This window comes from Oerskovia paurometabola, from assembly GCF_016907365.1.
Lineage (GTDB): Bacteria > Actinomycetota > Actinomycetes > Actinomycetales > Cellulomonadaceae > Oerskovia > Oerskovia paurometabola.
In genome coordinates this window covers 2,720,312-2,736,322 of the sequence record NZ_JAFBBV010000001.1, presented here as the reverse complement: position 1 = coordinate 2,736,322, position 16,011 = coordinate 2,720,312, and the positions used below count along the sequence as shown (strand labels likewise).

Annotated in this window: 21 protein-coding genes; 9 read left to right on the top strand and 12 right to left on the bottom strand. The window is 71.0% G+C overall.

Annotation, left to right across the window (positions count from 1 at the left end; genetic code table 11):
- Positions 1 to 43 precede the first annotated feature (43 nt).
- The 3 genes from JOD48_RS12330 to JOD48_RS12320 are packed head-to-tail and all read right to left on the bottom strand — an operon-like array spanning position 44 to position 884.
- Positions 44 to 355, bottom strand: coding sequence for a hypothetical protein (locus tag JOD48_RS12330; RefSeq protein ID WP_204809291.1), 312 nt, complete (start codon positions 353 to 355; stop codon positions 44 to 46).
- A complete protein-coding gene (locus tag JOD48_RS12325) occupies positions 352 to 612 on the bottom strand; it encodes a helix-turn-helix domain-containing protein (protein WP_204809289.1) in 261 nt (86 codons plus the stop codon). The genes JOD48_RS12330 and JOD48_RS12325 overlap by 4 nt, the downstream gene beginning before the upstream one ends.
- Positions 609 to 884 (bottom strand): hypothetical protein, encoded by a 276-nt coding sequence (locus JOD48_RS12320; RefSeq protein WP_204809287.1) that lies wholly within the window; start codon positions 882 to 884, stop codon positions 609 to 611. Before JOD48_RS12320 ends, JOD48_RS12325 begins: the two co-directional genes overlap by 4 nt.
- Positions 885 to 1,055: 171 nt before the next feature.
- On the opposite strand from JOD48_RS12320, the gene JOD48_RS12315 reads away from it, so the two are divergent.
- Genes JOD48_RS12315 through JOD48_RS12300 form a run of 4 tightly spaced genes read left to right on the top strand, consistent with a single transcriptional unit; the run spans position 1,056 to position 3,401 of the window.
- Positions 1,056 to 1,544, top strand: coding sequence for a hypothetical protein (locus tag JOD48_RS12315; protein WP_204809285.1), 489 nt, complete (start codon positions 1,056 to 1,058; stop codon positions 1,542 to 1,544).
- Between the two features lie 17 nt (positions 1,545 to 1,561).
- Positions 1,562 to 1,996 (top strand): ImmA/IrrE family metallo-endopeptidase, encoded by a 435-nt coding sequence (locus JOD48_RS12310; RefSeq protein WP_204809283.1) that lies wholly within the window; start codon positions 1,562 to 1,564, stop codon positions 1,994 to 1,996.
- Positions 1,993 to 2,247, top strand: coding sequence for a hypothetical protein (locus JOD48_RS12305; RefSeq protein ID WP_204809281.1), 255 nt, complete (start codon positions 1,993 to 1,995; stop codon positions 2,245 to 2,247). The genes JOD48_RS12310 and JOD48_RS12305 overlap by 4 nt, the downstream gene beginning before the upstream one ends.
- Entirely contained in the window at positions 2,247 to 3,401 is a 1,155-nt protein-coding gene (locus tag JOD48_RS12300) for a tyrosine-type recombinase/integrase (RefSeq protein ID WP_204809278.1), read from the top strand. Before JOD48_RS12305 ends, JOD48_RS12300 begins: the two co-directional genes overlap by 1 nt.
- A 228-nt stretch (positions 3,402 to 3,629) precedes the next feature.
- Here the strand turns inward: JOD48_RS12300 and JOD48_RS12295 are convergent, their stop codons facing one another.
- A complete protein-coding gene (locus tag JOD48_RS12295; RefSeq protein WP_204809276.1) occupies positions 3,630 to 4,331 on the bottom strand; it encodes a PAS and ANTAR domain-containing protein in 702 nt (233 codons plus the stop codon).
- Positions 4,332 to 4,528: 197 nt separating this feature from the next.
- A complete protein-coding gene (locus JOD48_RS12290) occupies positions 4,529 to 4,738 on the bottom strand; it encodes a hypothetical protein (protein ID WP_204809274.1) in 210 nt (69 codons plus the stop codon).
- Between the two features lie 363 nt (positions 4,739 to 5,101).
- On the opposite strand from JOD48_RS12290, the gene JOD48_RS12285 reads away from it, so the two are divergent.
- The 4 genes from JOD48_RS12285 to JOD48_RS12270 all read left to right on the top strand — a co-directional run bounded on the left by JOD48_RS12285 (position 5,102) and on the right by JOD48_RS12270 (position 7,876).
- Positions 5,102 to 5,452, top strand: a complete 351-nt coding sequence (locus JOD48_RS12285; protein ID WP_204809273.1) for a DUF488 domain-containing protein — start codon at positions 5,102 to 5,104, stop codon at positions 5,450 to 5,452.
- 299 nt (positions 5,453 to 5,751) lie between these two features.
- Positions 5,752 to 6,567 (top strand): DUF1206 domain-containing protein, encoded by an 816-nt coding sequence (locus tag JOD48_RS12280; protein WP_307824127.1) that lies wholly within the window; start codon positions 5,752 to 5,754, stop codon positions 6,565 to 6,567.
- A gap of 33 nt (positions 6,568 to 6,600) precedes the next feature.
- Positions 6,601 to 7,086 (top strand): peptide deformylase, encoded by a 486-nt coding sequence (gene def / locus JOD48_RS12275; RefSeq protein WP_204809272.1) that lies wholly within the window; start codon positions 6,601 to 6,603, stop codon positions 7,084 to 7,086.
- A 289-nt stretch (positions 7,087 to 7,375) separates the two neighbouring features.
- Positions 7,376 to 7,876 carry a DUF3145 domain-containing protein gene (locus JOD48_RS12270; RefSeq protein ID WP_191789011.1) on the top strand — a complete coding sequence of 167 codons (501 nt, stop codon included), beginning with the start codon at positions 7,376 to 7,378 and terminating at the stop codon, positions 7,874 to 7,876.
- Between the two features lie 57 nt (positions 7,877 to 7,933).
- Here JOD48_RS12270 and JOD48_RS12265 read toward each other — a convergent pair whose 3' ends face one another.
- The 7 genes from JOD48_RS12265 to JOD48_RS12235 all read right to left on the bottom strand — a co-directional run bounded on the left by JOD48_RS12265 (position 7,934) and on the right by JOD48_RS12235 (position 15,127).
- Positions 7,934 to 9,124 (bottom strand): HTTM domain-containing protein, encoded by a 1,191-nt coding sequence (locus JOD48_RS12265; protein WP_204809271.1) that lies wholly within the window; start codon positions 9,122 to 9,124, stop codon positions 7,934 to 7,936.
- Positions 9,121 to 9,879 carry a DUF5819 family protein gene (locus JOD48_RS12260; RefSeq protein WP_191789013.1) on the bottom strand — a complete coding sequence of 253 codons (759 nt, stop codon included), beginning with the start codon at positions 9,877 to 9,879 and terminating at the stop codon, positions 9,121 to 9,123. Before JOD48_RS12260 ends, JOD48_RS12265 begins: the two co-directional genes overlap by 4 nt.
- A gap of 216 nt (positions 9,880 to 10,095) precedes the next feature.
- Positions 10,096 to 11,340 (bottom strand): beta-ketoacyl-[acyl-carrier-protein] synthase family protein, encoded by a 1,245-nt coding sequence (locus tag JOD48_RS12255; RefSeq protein WP_191789014.1) that lies wholly within the window; start codon positions 11,338 to 11,340, stop codon positions 10,096 to 10,098.
- 109 nt (positions 11,341 to 11,449) lie between these two features.
- On the bottom strand, positions 11,450 to 11,698 hold the full coding sequence (locus tag JOD48_RS12250; RefSeq protein WP_030151686.1) for an acyl carrier protein: 249 nt from the start codon (positions 11,696 to 11,698) through the stop codon (positions 11,450 to 11,452).
- A gap of 138 nt (positions 11,699 to 11,836) precedes the next feature.
- On the bottom strand, positions 11,837 to 12,844 hold the full coding sequence (locus JOD48_RS12245) for a beta-ketoacyl-ACP synthase III (RefSeq protein WP_204809270.1): 1,008 nt from the start codon (positions 12,842 to 12,844) through the stop codon (positions 11,837 to 11,839).
- Entirely contained in the window at positions 12,841 to 13,875 is a 1,035-nt protein-coding gene (locus tag JOD48_RS12240; protein ID WP_191789016.1) for an ACP S-malonyltransferase, read from the bottom strand. The genes JOD48_RS12245 and JOD48_RS12240 overlap by 4 nt, the downstream gene beginning before the upstream one ends.
- Positions 13,876 to 14,014: 139 nt before the next feature.
- Positions 14,015 to 15,127, bottom strand: coding sequence for a PucR family transcriptional regulator (locus tag JOD48_RS12235; protein ID WP_191789161.1), 1,113 nt, complete (start codon positions 15,125 to 15,127; stop codon positions 14,015 to 14,017).
- A gap of 155 nt (positions 15,128 to 15,282) precedes the next feature.
- Between JOD48_RS12235 and JOD48_RS12230 the strand changes: the two genes are divergently transcribed.
- Positions 15,283 to 15,969, top strand: a complete 687-nt coding sequence (locus JOD48_RS12230; protein ID WP_191789017.1) for a hypothetical protein — start codon at positions 15,283 to 15,285, stop codon at positions 15,967 to 15,969.
- Positions 15,970 to 16,011 lie beyond the last annotated feature (42 nt).

The window sequence follows — 16,011 nt, the reverse complement described above, 5'->3', positions numbered from 1 at the left end:
GGGAGCCTCCAGGTGCGGGTCGAGGTGGGTGCGGGCGCCGCGCTCACGCGGGTGCGGTTGCCGACGCAGGTACGGGGACGAGGACCGGGTGATCAGCGGCCAGGACGACCTGGTGCCCGCCGAGGTACAGCACGGTCAGAGCGACCGAGGCCTCGGACTCCCGCAGGTGCGGGGCCGCTGCCGGCTTCGCCAGGTCGACGAAGAGCTGGTCGCGGGGGTCGCCCTCGAGGTACTGGGCGACGTCGGACAGGCCGCCGACGACGACACGGCCGAGGACGGTGACGAGGGCCTTGGTCCCGACGAACGTGTCGTCCAACTTCCCGGCTGGCACGACCTGCAGGTCGCCGGCGCTCATCGCGACGCCGCCGACCGCGTCGGGAACGCCAGGACGTTCGACGCTGCCGCCTCAGCCGCCGCAGCGGCCCGGTCCGCGCACTCGACACCATCGAGCCACGCATCGAGACACGCCTCCTTGATGAGCCACCGGCCACGCTTCACGCGCTGGGTGCCGTGCAGCGTGCCGTCCTCGAGGGCGACGTAGATCGTCTGGCGGTGCTTTCGAGCGACCACCGCGGCCTCGTCGGGGGAGAGCCGTGTGGCGAGGCGGGTCATGCTGCCGCCCCCGTCCGGCTACCGCTGCTGCCTTCGGCGGGCGTGGGAGCAGGCTCGTCCTCCACTACCTCGAAGGCGTCGTTGAACGTCGTCGAACAGCGGTTGAGAACGGCGGCGATGAATCGACCGCTCGCCTCGGCCTTGCGGTTGATGTGGCGCGAGGCCGTTCCCTTGTTGACGCCGAGGATGCTGGCGAGCCCAGAGACTCCGCCCGCCCCCTGGACGGCGGCCTTGGCCCAATCCTCGCGAAGGTAGACCGTTCCGTGAGCCACGAGAACACCTCCCAGTTGGTCTTGGCCAACCCCCTGTTGGAGCGGCACAACTGGACCGTACCCGGATGAATGCTGTTGCGCAACCACGAGTTGGAGTGGCGCAACCACTTGCGCCGTTGCGGTTGCGCAACTAGTGTCCGTTGGGTGACGGAAACGAGATGGTGGAAGTACGTGCAGGAGCTCATCGCGGGAGACACCGCGCAGGATGCTGCTGCCAAGGCGGGCTTCGACAAGTCAGCGTTCAGTCGCTGGAAGAAGGGCGCCAACGCTGACGCAGCCTTCGCCCTCAAGCTCGCCCGCGCCTACCACGCGAACGTGCTCGAGGCACTGGTGGCAGCTGGCCTGATCACGGAGGAGGAGGCTGGGCTCAAGCACGTCGAGGTTGGCAAGGCCGACGTGCTCCGTAGCATCAGCGATCTCGAACTGGCGGAGGAGATCCTTCGCCGCGTTCAGGCGGCTTCATCCCCAGAGCTGGAGGAGCCGCTCGACGATGCGCACCCCGCCGTGCAGAACGTGCTCGCCAAGCCGCACGAAGCGGAGAACGTCGTGAGCGGCCGTTTCGGAAGCGCCGGTAGCCGGCGCTACGCGCTGGACGCTGCAGCGCTCGAGCGGAAGACCTCACACCTCGACGAGGCTGCTGCCTCTGAGGAGCTGCCGTAGAGCTCGGCGCGCTCCTGGTGTTGGCGAAGGAGCGCGGCGTCGAGGTGGAGTGGGACCCGCGGATGGGCGAGTACTTGCGTGGCGTCTACGAGCACGACGTCCGGACGATCACGATCAACTCCGGCATGAGCCGCAACCAGACCCGCTATGCGGTCGCGCATGAGCTCGGGCATGCCTGGTACGGGCATCGCTGGCTCGGTGACCCCCACGGTGACGCGCTCGCCGAACGCCTCGCAGACCAGCACGCCGCCCAACTGCTCATCGATCGACACGAGTACGCCCGCGCTGAACTTCTCGTCGGTCCACACCCCGGTGCGATCGCCACCGAGCTCGACCTCGACGTCTGCGTCGTGGCCGCGTGGCAGTCCATGCTCCGCACGAAACGCCTGACCCCGATCGGCGCGTCGTTCAGGACGGCGCGTCGCCCAGCCCGAAGGAGGGCCACTGGATGACCGCCAGCGACCTCGACGACGTCGCATTGCGCGCACGGCTCGACGAACTGCACCCGATCATCAACGCCGCCGGTGCGCCGCGCGAGGCGGTCCTGGAGTACCAGGCCCTGGAAGACGAGCTGTATCGCCGTGTCGACCGCGACGACACCCTCGTCATTGCCTGCGGCTGGGACCTGGACCCGGCCGACGAAGAGGACGACTCCCGCCACCTCGATGAGGGACAGGGCGCCCCCTCGGAGTGGGGGGCCTGATGGCCTGGACGCGGACGCTCCCGTCCGGGAAGTACCAGGGTCTGTACCGCGACGGCGCCGGCAAGGTGCGCACCGTCGCCGACGGCCCCTTCACGCACAAGAGGGCCGCTGAGCGGGCCGCGAGCGCCGCCGAGCTGGAGTCGCGGTCGCTCGGGTGGCGATCGCCGGACGCCGGGCGCCGGACGTGGGGGGAGTGGTGCGCGGAGTGGTGGCCCACGCGGACGGTCGAGGCCTCGACCCTCAAGACCGACGCGGGGCGCCGTGACCTGCACCTGATGCCGCGGTGGGGCGACGTCGAGCTTGCGAGCATCACACGCCACGACATCAAGGCGTGGGCAGCGGAGCTGCAGACGCGACGGTCGACGGGCACGGTCCAGCGCGTCGTGCACCTACTCTCGGCGTCGCTGGTGGCCGCAGTCGACGCGGAGATCCTGCAGGCCAATCCCGCAGCGCGACTCAAGCTCGGTGGTGGAACGGCGAGCGTCGAGCGCTACGTCACCCGCGACGAGTTCAGCGCGGTCCTTGATCATCTCGATGAGCCCTACGCGCAGATGGCGATCCTGCTCGCGTGGACCGGAATGCGCTGGAGCGAGGCAGCAGGTCTGCACTGGGCACGTGTCGACGAACGTCGCGGTGTCGTCGAGATCGCCGAGGTCTGGGACGCGGACGCCAGCGCGATGAAGCCCTACCCGAAGGGCCGGCAGCGCCGACACGTCCCGCTGCCGGGATGGATCGACCTGGGGGAGCGGCGTGCTGGTGTCTGTGGCTACGAACACCTTGGCCCGGCCTGTCGGTCAGGCTTGGTCCTCACCACAGCTCGCGGTGCGCACCTCGATCACTCGAAGTTCAGCAAGGCATGGGGGAGTGCCGTCGCTGCCGCAGGGGTCGGACACGTCCGCCCGCACGACCTACGGCACACGTATGCAAGTTGGCTCATCCAGGACGGGGTGTCGCTCGCCGAGGTCGGACGCCTTCTGGGCCACGTCTCTCCGCTCACCACCCAGCGCTATGCGCACCTGGCCGACGTTCCCTCCGAGCGCGTCCTGCAGGCGCTCGGGGGAGACCCGAGAGGTGCAGCACGTGCAGCAGAAGTGCAGCAGTCAGAGAGTAAACCGCGCTTGACCTTGCTAAACGGCGGAGCCGCAGGCGCGTAGCAAAAGTGGCTCTGACCTGCGGGAACGCTTAACGAGGCTCAACGGTGCTGGACTGCACTTAACGGGCCCAAGGGCACTCATAATCCGCCGGTCGTGGGTTCAAGCCCCACCTGCCCTACGTTGCACGCGCGAGGAGCTCGGAGCTGGCTGCACCGCTGGTGCGGCCACGGCTGTAGCCGGCTCCGAACCTCCGCGCTCCGCACCCACAGGGTTCGCCATCCGTGCGTGTCAGGACACGACCGCGTCGGGGTCCAGGGCGTTCCCCGAGGGAGTCTCGAAGAAGAGGTCGAGATCGTCGGTCGTGGGGGCGCTGACGCCCGCTCCGTCGGCGAGGCTGTCCATGAGTCGGCGGGCGAGGTGGCGGACAGACTCGTTGGTGATGTTCGAGTGGTGGCGCAGGAGATCGAAGGCTTCGTCTTCGGTCATGCCGTAGACGGTCATGACCGCGCCCTTGGCCTGCTCGATGACGGCGCGGCTTTGCGTGGAGGCCTTGATGGCCGCGGTCGCCTCGCGCTGTGCGAGCTCGCGCTGGGTGATGGTCAGGTCGACGAAATAGCCGGAGAGCTGGACGACCTCGCCCGTGTCCGGCTCCTTGCGGCCGCGGCCGACCACGCCCAAGGTCCGGGTGTGACCGTTCGCGTCGAGGATGCGGTGCACGCACGCGAACGGCTGCCCGGACGAGCACGCGTCCGCCAGGACACCCTGGACGCGGGTTCGGTCGTCGGGATGCTTGTGCGCGAGCATCAGCTCCGTCGTCGGCACGACGTCGCCGGGCTCGAATCCGTGCATCACGTAGAGCGGGTCGGACCACCACCACTCGCCGGTGCGGACCGTGAAGATGAACTGGCCTACGGGCTGAGGAGTGCCGGCCAGCAAGACCTCCAGGAGGTCCACGTCAAGAGGGCGGTCCAGGTTGTACGAGGTCGTCATCTCAGCTCCAGGTGAAGGGAAGCTCAGGGCCTACTTCCAGACTCCTGCCAGGATGCTAGCGTCGGGCCGCTGCCCGCGCGCGGCAGGTTCGCACGAAGCGAACACCGGGCTCGGGTGACGTCGTGACCGGCCTCGTGGACCCCCGCGGCCTCGCAGGTGACGTCCGCACCTCGGTCTAGACCTTCTTGCGCGGTCACCTAGCTGTTCCACCTGTCGATGACGACGAGCAGCGCCCCCCAGAAGATGAGGCCACCCCCCAGAGCCATGCCGGTCCCGTGAGCGCCGGTGCTCAGCTCGCTCCTGCGCCGCCGCACACCGGTCGCCACCCGCACGATGAGCAAGATCCCGAGCGTGGCCAGGATGAGACCGACACCGGTCACCACCACGACGACACCAGCCGGTGCCATTGCGTGCGCAACGTAGATGCGAACATGCCCTCGCCCCCTGAGGTCAATCGCCGTCCTGCACGTTCTCGATGTCTACCACGGCCAGGAGCCCTGTGCCGTGAGGAGCGCTCCCACGTTTGCTGGCCGTCCAGTTCGACGACTTTCGGGTGGCCCGACTGGATACCACCGTCTCCGTCGCGCGGACGTCCGCCGAGGAGCGCGAGCGGCTGAGGGGCGGTGTGGCGGCTCTGCGAGCAGGGGTCGGCGGGTCGGCCGGTCGACGGTCCGCGGACGACAGCCCGAGCCGCACGCTCGCCGGACGTGGCCGCGCCACGGTGCCGGTCTGCCCGTGCGTGATGTCGCGGCTCGGCGTTCCATGGGGGCATGGCTCTCCAGATCCGCCGCGTCTACGCGGACCCCGCGCCCGACGACGGCTACCGCGTCCTGGTCGACCGGCTCTGGCCGCGGGGACTGAGCAAGGAACGTGCCCGGGTGGACCGGTGGCTCAAGGAGGTCGCGCCGTCGGACCAGCTGCGCACCTGGTTCCACCACGACCGTGCACAGTTCACCGAGTTCGCCGCGCGCTATCGCGCCGAGCTCGACCAGAACCCCGCGGTCGGTGAGCTGCGGGCGATCGTCGCCGCGCACCCGGTCGTGACGCTGCTCTACGGTGCGAAGGACGAGCAGGACAACCAGGCGGTGGTGCTGCGCGACTACCTGGCCACGGCGAGGTGACGTGGCGTCCGGTCCTCGCGAGCAGGAGGGTCCGCGCGGTCGAAGACGGGGCTGAGGTCGCCGTCGGCCTCGGAACGACCTCCATCCCGTTCTCGGCACCGGCACGGGGGCCGGGACCGGCACCGGCACGGGGGCCGGGACCGGCACCGGGCACCGGGGCCGGTACCCGGCGGCCTCCGGCGGGGGGCCGCGCGTAAGTAACCCGATATCTCCCGGAAGGTCGGATCGTCCCGTTCGGCGAGCGAGACGCGACGGAGCGTGTCAGGATGCCACCTCCGTCGACTCGAAGGAGAAGCACCGTGCCCACCGGTACCAACCGCACCACGTCAGGGACCGCCCAGCAGCTCCAGCAGAGCAAGGGCTTGCGGGTCCTGGCACGCACCGGGTATGCCGTCAGCGGTCTGCTGCACATCATGATCGGAATCATCGCCATCCGGATCGCCACCGGGTCCGGCGGCGGCCAGGCGAGCGAGACCGGCGCCCTCCAGGAGATCGCCGGGACGACCGGCGGAGAGTTCGTCCTCTGGTTCGCGGTCGTCGCCTTCGTCGCGCTGGGCCTCTGGCAGATCCTCGAGGCGATCGCCGGCACGAGCGGGAACGTGAAGGACCGCAAGGCATACCGCGCCAAGTCGGCGGGCAAGGCCGTCGTCTACCTCGCGCTCGCCGTGCTGACGTTCAAGGTCGTGAGCGGCTCGGGCAGCGGCGGGCAGCAGGACAGCCTCACCGCCTCGCTCCTCGCGAACGGCGCAGGCCGGGTCCTCGTCGGTGCGGTCGGGGTCGGCATCGTCGTCGCCGGCGCCTATCACGTGGTCAAGGGGTGGAAGAAGCGCTTCCTCCAGGATCTCGAGGGCAACGCCGGCGGCCAGGTCGGCCATGCCGTCGTCGTCCTCGGCAAGGTCGGCTACATCGCCAAGGGCATCGCCCTCGGTGTGCTCGGAGCCCTCGTGGTGGCCGCCGCCGTGACGGCCGACCCGGCCAAGGCGAGCGGCCTCGACGCGGCCCTGCGGACCATCGGCGAGCAGCCCTTCGGTGCCTTCCTGCTGGCCGCGACCGGCATCGGTTTCGCGGCCTACGGCGTGTACTCGTTCGCGCGTGCCCGGTACGCACGGATGTGAGACGGGCCGGGGCGACATGGAACAATGGCGCCCATGGCGATGAGAGAGATCCGTGTGATCCCGGACCCCGTGCTCCGCACACCGTGCGACGAGATCACCACCATCGACGACCGGGTGCGCTCGCTCGTCGCGGACCTGGTCGAGACCGTCGACTACGAGGGCCGGGCCGGGCTCGCCGCCAACCAGATCGGCGTCAACCTGCGCGCCTTCTCCTGGAACATCGAGGACGAGATCGGCTACGTCCTCAACCCGAAGATCGTCGAGCTCTCGGACGAGGTCCAGGACGGTGACGAGGGCTGCCTGTCGGTCCCCGGGCTCTGGTACCCGACCCGACGCGCCTGGTACGCGCGAGTCGTGGGCATGGACCTCGACGGCAACGAGATCACGGTCGAAGGGACCGAGCTCATGGCTCGCTGCCTGCAGCACGAGACGGATCACCTGGACGGCATGCTCTACCTCGACCGCCTGGACCGCGCGGTCCGCAAGAAGGCCATGCGGGAGATGCGCGCCCAGCTCTGAGTCACGCCACGTCCCCCCTCGTCCCCGGCCCGGAGTCGGCTGACGAGGGGGGAACGTGGCGTCCTCCCACAGGCGCACGGCTGAGTCGGAACGTGTCCGCATAGGGGCAGAAGGCCGTCGGGTAGCGCTACCGCAGCGGGGTGAGATCTGCCATGGGGAGTCCTCCCCTCGCGATCCGGTCGACTCTCAGGCAAGATATGGCTCGTATACCGCTGGTTGATCAGGCATGATGATCCACCCCTGGTGAGGACGTTGGGGAAGACGAAACCTCGACCTAGGGAGGAACGACATGACTGGTGCCATCACACGCGGTGTTCTTTTCGTGCACTCGGCGCCCCGGGCGCTGAGCCCGCACCTGGAGTGGGCTGCCGGGAACGTCCTGGGCGTGCGCGTCACGCTGGACTGGACCGAGCAGCCTGCTGCGCGCGACCTCTACCGCGCGGAGCTCGCCTGGCAGGGCGTGCAGGGCACGGGAGCGCGCCTCGCCTCGGCGCTGCGCGGGTGGTCCCACCTGCGCTACGAGGTCACCGAGGACGCGAGCCACGGCTCCGACGGCGCCCGCTGGTCCCACACCCCTGACCTCGGGATCTTCCACGCCGTGACCGACGTGCACGGCAACGTCATGATCCCCGAGGACCGGGTGCGTGCGGCGCTCGAGGTCTCGCACGACAACCGCGCCATGCGCGACGCGCTCCACCTGGCCCTCGGCAAGGCGTGGGACGACGAGCTCGAGCCCTTCCGCCACGCGGGCGAGGACTCGAACGTGCGCTGGCTCCACCGCGTGGGCTGACCCCCACCTCTTCCAGAGGACCTCGCGGCCTCACGGTCGCTCGATGCCTGCCGGCAACTAGGAGCCGGCAGGCATCGCCGTCTGCGGGGGAGCCGCGTGCGGGTGCGGAGCCGGTGCCCCGTCCGGTCCGTCCGTCGCGCCGGAGGGCGGGCCTGGGGCGGCGGCGACCGGTCGGAGGTCGTCGACGTCGGCCGCGGGTCCGGGAGCCTCGGTCGGCGTCGCGGGGCGCCGCCGCACACGGTCCCACCCGCGGCGCAGCACGGGTGCCAGACGGCGCTCGACGGCCTGGTAGGTCACGTCCCGGATGAAGATGGCATCGATGGCGATCATGGTCATCGAGAAGTACATGAGGCCCATGAGCACGCCGATCCCCAGGTGCATGCCCGTGATCGCGACGAGCGCGAGGATGCGCGTCGAGCGACGAAGCAGCAGGAACGGGAAGAAGAGCTGCACGAACACCGCGCTGTAGCTGAGGATCGCGACGAGCACACCCGAGCGCCCCATGACCTCGGTCACGGCGGGCCAGGTCGAGAACTCGTCGAGCTGGAACACGTAGTAGATCGCGGTGCCGTGCTGCCACATGCCGCCCTGGATCTTGTACATGGCCGAGGCCACGTAGACCACGAAGATCTGGAACGCGATGAGCACCACGGCCCCGTTGTGCAGCAGCGTCGCGAGCCATGCCCAGGACGCGGACCGCGAAGGCTTGCCGGCTTCCGCGGCCGCGCGCCGCCGTCGGGCGTCCAGGGACCAGCGGCCCGACGTGTCCACGAAGACCATGTACAGCAGCACCATGCGCATGAGCTGGATGCCGCCGTCGCCGATGTACGCGTTGGTCCGGAACAGCGCGATGTACAACACCAGCAGCACCGGGATGACGATGCGCGAGCGCCACCCCAGCACCAGCAGCACCGAGAGCGCGATCAGGGCCAGGTACTGCAGGTCGAACGCCCAGGGCGGCGCCGAGCCGTTGAAGAACGTGTCGAGCCAGGACGGGAACTCGTCGACCTCGACGCGGCCCTGCGCGAACGTGCGCCCGGCACCCCAGGCCAGGCTGCGGTCGCCCCAGTTGGCCGCGAGCTGCACCGCGATGATCAGGCCGAATCCGATGCGCAGCACCGCCACGCCGTAGGAGGCCTTGCGGGAGTCGAGCATCCAGGACTCGCCGGCCGCCCAGGTGCTGCGCGCCCAGCCGGTCGCGCTCGTCCACAGGCCGGTCGTGCCCGTGGCGCCGGTGTCGCTGCTCATGAGACCCACCCTCCGAAGACGCCGCTGAACCCGGCCCGGGCCTCGGGGGTGACCGGCGACGGGTCACGCCAGCCCAGCCTGGTGAACTGCTCCTCCGGGCGCTGGATGCCCGGCGTGAGCCGTTGCTCGAACGGCACGACGCCCTGCGTGGACGTGCTCATCTGGATCGCGACGAGCTCCGTGTCCGCCCACAGGTCCATGGCCGCGAGCGTGCCGAACTCGTAGAGCGAGTCCTCCGAGAGCAGGTAGTCGTCCATGCTGCTCACGCTCATGCCCGTACCCAGGAGGGCCTTGGTGAGGTCTTGGCGACCGCTGTCGCCGTCGGCCGAGACGTGGTCCGCGTGGACCACGGCCTGCTGCTGGCCCTCCAAGGTGCTGTAGGACGTCGTGTAGAAGCGGTTCATGCTGACCGGGATGCGCCACGTCCGCGTCGGCAGGATCTGGTGCCGGACCTGCTCGTTGAAGACGTCCCCGAGATTCGCCCACTCGGAGACGGTCTCGACACCTGCCTCGTCCTTCGTCGTCGCGCGCACCCACACGCGCAGGTCCACCGACTGGGGGTCCGGCGCGAAGATCTGCCAGTTCTGCGCGAACAACGGGTACATGTGCTTGGACGTGACGGGGGAGGCCGTGTCGTTGATCGCGGACGTGGGCGCGGCCCAGAGGAAGGTCGAGAACATGTGGAACGCGACCAGCGCGGCCACGACGACCAGGGCGGCGCGTTGTGCGACCGTGCGGGAACCCGCGGAGCTCACCGTGTACCTCCACATCGAGGACGGCCCGAACGACCGCGTTCGAGGAATGATAACCGGTGCTAACGATCCCACGGAATCCCCGGTCCGCCGCGCGAACGCCCGACCGACGGGAGACGTGCGACGCGAGCACGACGACGCCCGGCGGTGGGAGGACCACCAGGTCCTCTCCGCCGCCGGGCGTCGTCGGGTCCCCGGGCGCTCACGCCCAGGAGGGGATCAGGCGTTCGTCACCACGAGGGCCACGTTGTGCCCGCCGAACCCGAACGAGTTGTTGATCGCGGCGATGTCGCCCGCAGGGAGCTCGGCCGGGACGTCGCGCACCAGGGGGACCTGGAGCTCGGGGTCCGGCTGTGCGACGTTGATCGTCGGCGGAGCCAGGCGCTCGTGCACCGCCTTGACCGTGAAGATGGTCTCGAGCGCGCCCGCGCCACCCAGCAGGTGACCGGTCATGGACTTGGTCGCCGAGAGCAGGACGTGGTCCGCGTCGTCGCCCAGCACGGTCCGGATGGACCGGGTCTCGGTGAGGTCGCCGACCTTGGTCGAGGTCGCGTGGGCGTTGACGTGCACGACGTCGCGCGCCTCGACCTTCGCCTCGCCCAGAGCACGGGTCATCGCCGCCACCTGACCGCGACCCTCGGGGTCCGGGGAGGTGATGTGGTAGGCGTCGGCCGAGAGGCCCACGCCGCCGATGCGGGCGTAGACGCGAGCGCCGCGCGCCGCGGCGTGCTCGGCGCTCTCCAGCACGACGATGCCCGCGCCCTCGCCGATGACGAAGCCGTCACGGTCGACGTCGTAGGGGCGCGAGGCACCCTGCGGGTCGTCGTTGCGCAGCGAGAGCGTGCGCGAGGCCGCGAACGCGGCGATCGGCATGGGGTGGATCGTGGCCTCCGTACCACCGGCCACGACGACGTCCGCGCGACCCGCGCGGATCATGTCGACGCCGTAGCCGATGGCCTCGGCACCCGACGCACAGGCCGAGACGAGCGCGTGCGCACCGGCACGGGCACCGAACTCGAGCGAGACGTACGCGGCAGGGGAGTTCGGCATGAGCATGGGCACCGTCATGGGCAGCATGCGCCGTGCGCCGCGCTCCTTGAGGGTGTCCCAGCCGTCGAGCGTCGTCCAGATGCCGCCGATGCCCGAGGACACGACGGCTCCCAGGCGGTCGCCGTCGACGTCGGGGCTGCCCGCGTCGGCCCAGGCCTCGCGCGCCGCGATCATCGCGTACTGCGTCGAAGGGTCCATGCGCTTGATCTCGGGACGCGGGAGGACGTCCTCCGGCTTGACCTTGATCTGGGCGGCGAACGTCACCGGGATCTCGTAGCGCTCGGCCCAGTCGTTCTCGAGCGAGCGGGCGCCGGACTGCCCGGCGAGGGCGGCGGCCCACGTGGAGGCCACGTCCCCACCGAGCGGCGTGGTGGCGCCGAGGCCGGTGACGACGACGTCGCGGAGGGAGGTCATGGCAGCTCCAGGTGTCTGAGGGGGAAGGGAAGGGGGCGGGCAGGCCGGCGGTTCGTCGACCGCCGGCCCGCACCGGCCAGGTCCACGGGACCTGGCGCAGATCGGAAGATCAGGCCTGCGCGCCCGTGATGAAGGACACGGCGTCGCCGACGGTCGCGAGGTTCTTGACCTCTTCGTCGGGGATGCGGACGCCGAACTTGTCCTCGGCGTGCGTGACGATCGTCATCATCGACAGCGAGTCGATGTCGAGGTCGTCCGTGAAGGACTTCTCGGCGAGGACGGCGTCCGTGGGGAGGCCGGTCTCTTCGCTGACGATCTCCGCGAGACCAGCGAGGACTTCCTGCTCGGTGTAAGCCATGGGGTTTCTCCTTGTGATGGGTGCCGGGGCCGTCCGGCACCGGGAACTTGCTGTGGAACGGTGGAAAGGTCGTACGTCGCCCGCTCCTGGTCGGACCGCGGGGAACGCGGCCGGGGGGACGGACAGGATGATTCTCCCCTACGGGAGGACGATCACCTGCGCCGCGTAGACCAGGCCCGCGCCGAACCCGATCTGCAGCGCGAGGTCTCCCGTCCTCGCGAGGCCCTCGGCGAGCAGGCGCTCGGTCGCGAGCGGGATCGAGGCGGCCGAGGTGTTGCCCGTCTCCGCGATGTCGCGTGCGACCGCGACCGACTCGGGCAGGCCGAGCTGCTTGATCATCTGGTCGATGATCCGCATGTTCGCCTGGTGCGGGATGAACGCCTGGACGTCCTGCGCGGTCACGCCGGCGGCGGCGAGCGCCTTCTCGGCGATCGGTGCCATCTGGAACGCCGCCCACTTGAAGACGGTCTGCCCGTCCTGGCGCAGGGTCGGCCAGCCCAGCTCGGGGTGCTCCCGCAGGTCCGACCAGGCGTGCGTCTGGCGGATCGCGGGAGCCTTGCCGCCGTCCGAGCCCCAGATCGTCGGGCCGATGCCGGGGGTGTCCGACGGTCCGACGACCGCGGCGCCCGCACCGTCGCCCAGCAGGAACGAGATGGTCCGGTCCGTCGGGTCGACGAAGTCGCTCATCTTCTCCGCCCCCACCACGAGGACGTGCTGCGCGGCGCCCGAGCGCACCAGGGCGTCGGCCTGCGCGATCCCGTAGGCGTAGCCCGCGCACGCGGCCGAGACGTCGAACGCGGCCGCGGGGGTCACGCCGATCCTGTCCGCGAGCACCGCCGCGGCTGCGGGGGTCTGGTGGAAGTAGGTCGTGGTCGCGAACAGGACCGCGTCGATGTCGGCCCCCGTCAGGCCCGCGGCGGCGATCGCCTTGAGCGCCGCGGCCTCCGCCAGGTCGACCACGTCGACCCCGGCGCCCGCGCGGCGGCGCGTGACGATGCCGGTCCGCTGGCGGATCCACTCGTCGGACGAGTCGATCGGTCCGGCGAGGTCGTCGTTCGTCACGACGTTCTCGCCGCGGACCCCGCCGACGCCGAGGACGCGCGAGTACTCGGCGCCCGCCGCCTGACGGATGGTCAGCGCGCTCACGCGGTGGTCTCCGCGGCGGCGGCGCCGTCCGCAGCGCCCTCGGGTCCAGCGGCCGACGAAGTGCCCGCGGCGTCGCTGTGACGCGCGATCAGGTCGCGAGCCTTGTCGATGTCCGCGGTCGACTTGACCGCGACCGTCTCGACGCCGGGGAGCGTGCGGCGCGCGAGGCCCGTGAGGACCCCTCCCGGGGCGAGCTCGAGGATCGCGGTCACGCCCAGCGAGGCGAGCGTCTCCTGGCACAGGTCCCAACGGACCGGGGCCGCGATCTGAGCGGTGAGGCGCGAGAGCACGTCCTCCTTGACCCCGAACAGGCCACCGGACTCCGCACCCGAGATGCTCGCGTACGCGGCGCCGTCGGCGTTGGAGAGGAACGGCAGGCGCGGGTCCGTGGCGTCCCACCCGGCTGCGACCGGGGCGAACGCGTCGAGCGCGGGCTGCATGAACGGGGTGTGGAAAGCACCCGCGACCTGGAGCGGGATGACGCGCGCCTTGGCCGGCGGGTTTGCCCCCAGGGTCGCGATGCCCTCGAGCGAGCCCGCGGCGACGACCTGGCCGCCTCCGTTGACGTTCGCGGGCCACAGGCCTGCGGCCTCGATCGCTGCGAGGACCTCCTCGGCGTCGCCGCCCACGACGGCGGCCATGCCGGTCGGGGTCGCGGCGGCGGCTTCGGCCATGAAGCGTGCGCGCTGGGTCACGAGGCCCACCGCTGCGGCGTCCTCGAAGACCCCGGCGACGGCAGCGGCGGCGAACTCGCCGACCGAGTGACCCGCGGTCACGTCGACGACCTCGCACGTGTCGCGGCCGTCGAGGATCGCGCGCAGCGCGACCAGCGAGGCGGACACGATGAGCGGCTGGGCCACTGCGGTGTCACGGATCGTGTCGGCGTCCGACTCGGTGCCGTGGGCACGCAGGTCGAGGCCGGACGCGGCGGAGAACGCGTCGAGCTGCGCGGGGACCCCGGGCAGCTCGAGCCAGGGGGCGAGCATTCCGGGGGACTGGGAGCCCTGTCCAGGGCACAAGACGGCTAGCACTCGTCAACTGTGTCAACCCGGTCACCCGGCGTGACGTCACGACGCGCACCAACCTTGTCCGGGCCGTTTGTGCCGAACCTACAAGAGGCGCGGGATGGCGTGGTCCACGCCGGGCTGTCGGCCAGGTGCCCCACGGCTCTCAACGACCCGAAGGCCCCGACGAGAGCTGGCCGAGCGCGAGCGCGACCTGCAGCACGAACGACTCGCGCGCGTCGAGCGGGTCCCAGCCCGTGATCTCGGCGACCTTGCGCAGGCGGTAGCGGACCGTGTTGGGGTGCACGTACAGGCTGCGCGAGGCCGCCTCGAGGGACCGGCCCGTGCCGAGGTAGGCCGACAAGGTCTCGAGGATCGCACCCGTGCTCTCCAGGAGCGGCCGGTACGCCTGGACCACGAGGGTGCGGCGGGCCGTGGTGTCGCCCGTCAGGACGCGCTCGGGCAGCAGGTCGTCGGCGAGGACCGGGCGCGGGGCCTGGGGCCACGCGGGGGCGGCGGCCAGGCCCGCGAGCGCGGCCTGGGCCGAACGGGCGGCGTCGTCGAGCGAGGGGACCGTGGGGCCGATCACGACCGGTCCCGGCCCGAAGCGGGGCAGCAGCGACGCGGCCGCGGCCTGCAGGTCGCCCGGCCCGCCGAGGACCAGGACGAGGCGGTCGCCGTGGATGCCCACGAGCGCGTCGCCGGCAGCGCGTCGGGTCGCGCGGCGCAGCTCGGCAGTGCGCAGGTCGTCGAGCGCCGACGTCGCGGTGCCCACCATGACCAGCGTGGATCCCTGGCCGCCCCAGCCGAGGGCCGAGACGCGCGAGCGCAGCGAGTCGTCGCCGTCGCCGCGGATGAGCGCGTCCACGATGAGGGCCTCGAGGCGGGCGTCCCACGCACCGCGGACCTCGGCCGCACGCGCGTAGACCTCCGCGGCCGAGAACGCGACCTCGCGCGAGTAGCGCAGCACGGCCTCGCGCAGGTCGCGCTCGCCACCGGGGATCGCGAGGCGGTCGGAGTACGCCTCGACGACCTCGACGACGATCCGCACGAGCTGGAGGGTGTGCTGGAGCGAGATGGACCGGGTCAGCTCGGAGGGGGCCGCGGCGAAGATCTCGCTGACGCCGTGCGGCGGGGAGGCCGGGTTCGCGTACCAGGTCACGAACGCGGTGATGCCGGACTGCGCGACCAGCCCGACGTACGAGCGGTCCTCCGCGGGCAGGGCCCGGTACCAGGGAAGGTCCTCGTCGAGTCGCCGCAGGGCGGCGGCGGCGAGCATGCCGCTACCGTCCCGAAGTCGCTGCAGGTTGTCGGTGTTCCCCGTGATCGGCACGCCCCGAGCATACGGCGTGGTTGTGGGGAGTCCACAAAACCTGGACCCGTGCTGTGTGACCTTCCGGGGGCGAGGCGCACCGGAGCCGCTAGTGTCGATCCATGGCCTTGATGCCCCGACTCCGACAGCTCATGCGACGCCCGTCCTCGGCGTCGAAGGTGGGCGCGCGCCGTCCGACCAGCGCCGAACGCCGCGGCGACACGGTGCACGAGGACGCCCTGCGCGCGATGCTCGTCGACGACCCCAACGACGAGCGGGCCTTCCAGGCCCTCGCCGAGATCGTCCGACGCCGTGCGGCCGAGTCGCACGTCTCGGCCGACCCGCTCGCCGCCCCGGCCGACGAGAGCGAGAAGCAGCGCGCCGCCGACCTCGCGGTCTGGGCGCTCGCGGAAGAGCTCGCGGGCCACCCGCGCGGGTGGTATCCGCTCGTCGAGCTGGGGCGGCTCTCGCTCGAGGACGACCAGGAGGCTGCGCTGCGCCGCTTCGCGACGGCCGCCGAGCGTGACCCGTCGGGTCTGGCGCTCGCCGAGAGCATGGAGATCCTGCGCGAGGCGGGTCTGCCGGTCGAGGCGCTGGGGCTCGGGGTGGGTCACTGGCGGGCCAAGGAGCACACGCCGGCTGCGGGCCGCCAGCTCGTCCTGGCGGCGATCGAGGCCGACCGCATCTTCGAGGCCAAGCACCACCTGGCGTCGCTCGCGATGCACCCGGACGCTGCGCTCGTCGCGCCGCTCCAGTCCGAGCTCACGCTCGCGATCGCGCAGGCAGAGCAGCACCGCTCGGGCACGTAGCCCACGAACGCCGACGGCGCCGCTCACCTCGTGAGGTGAGCG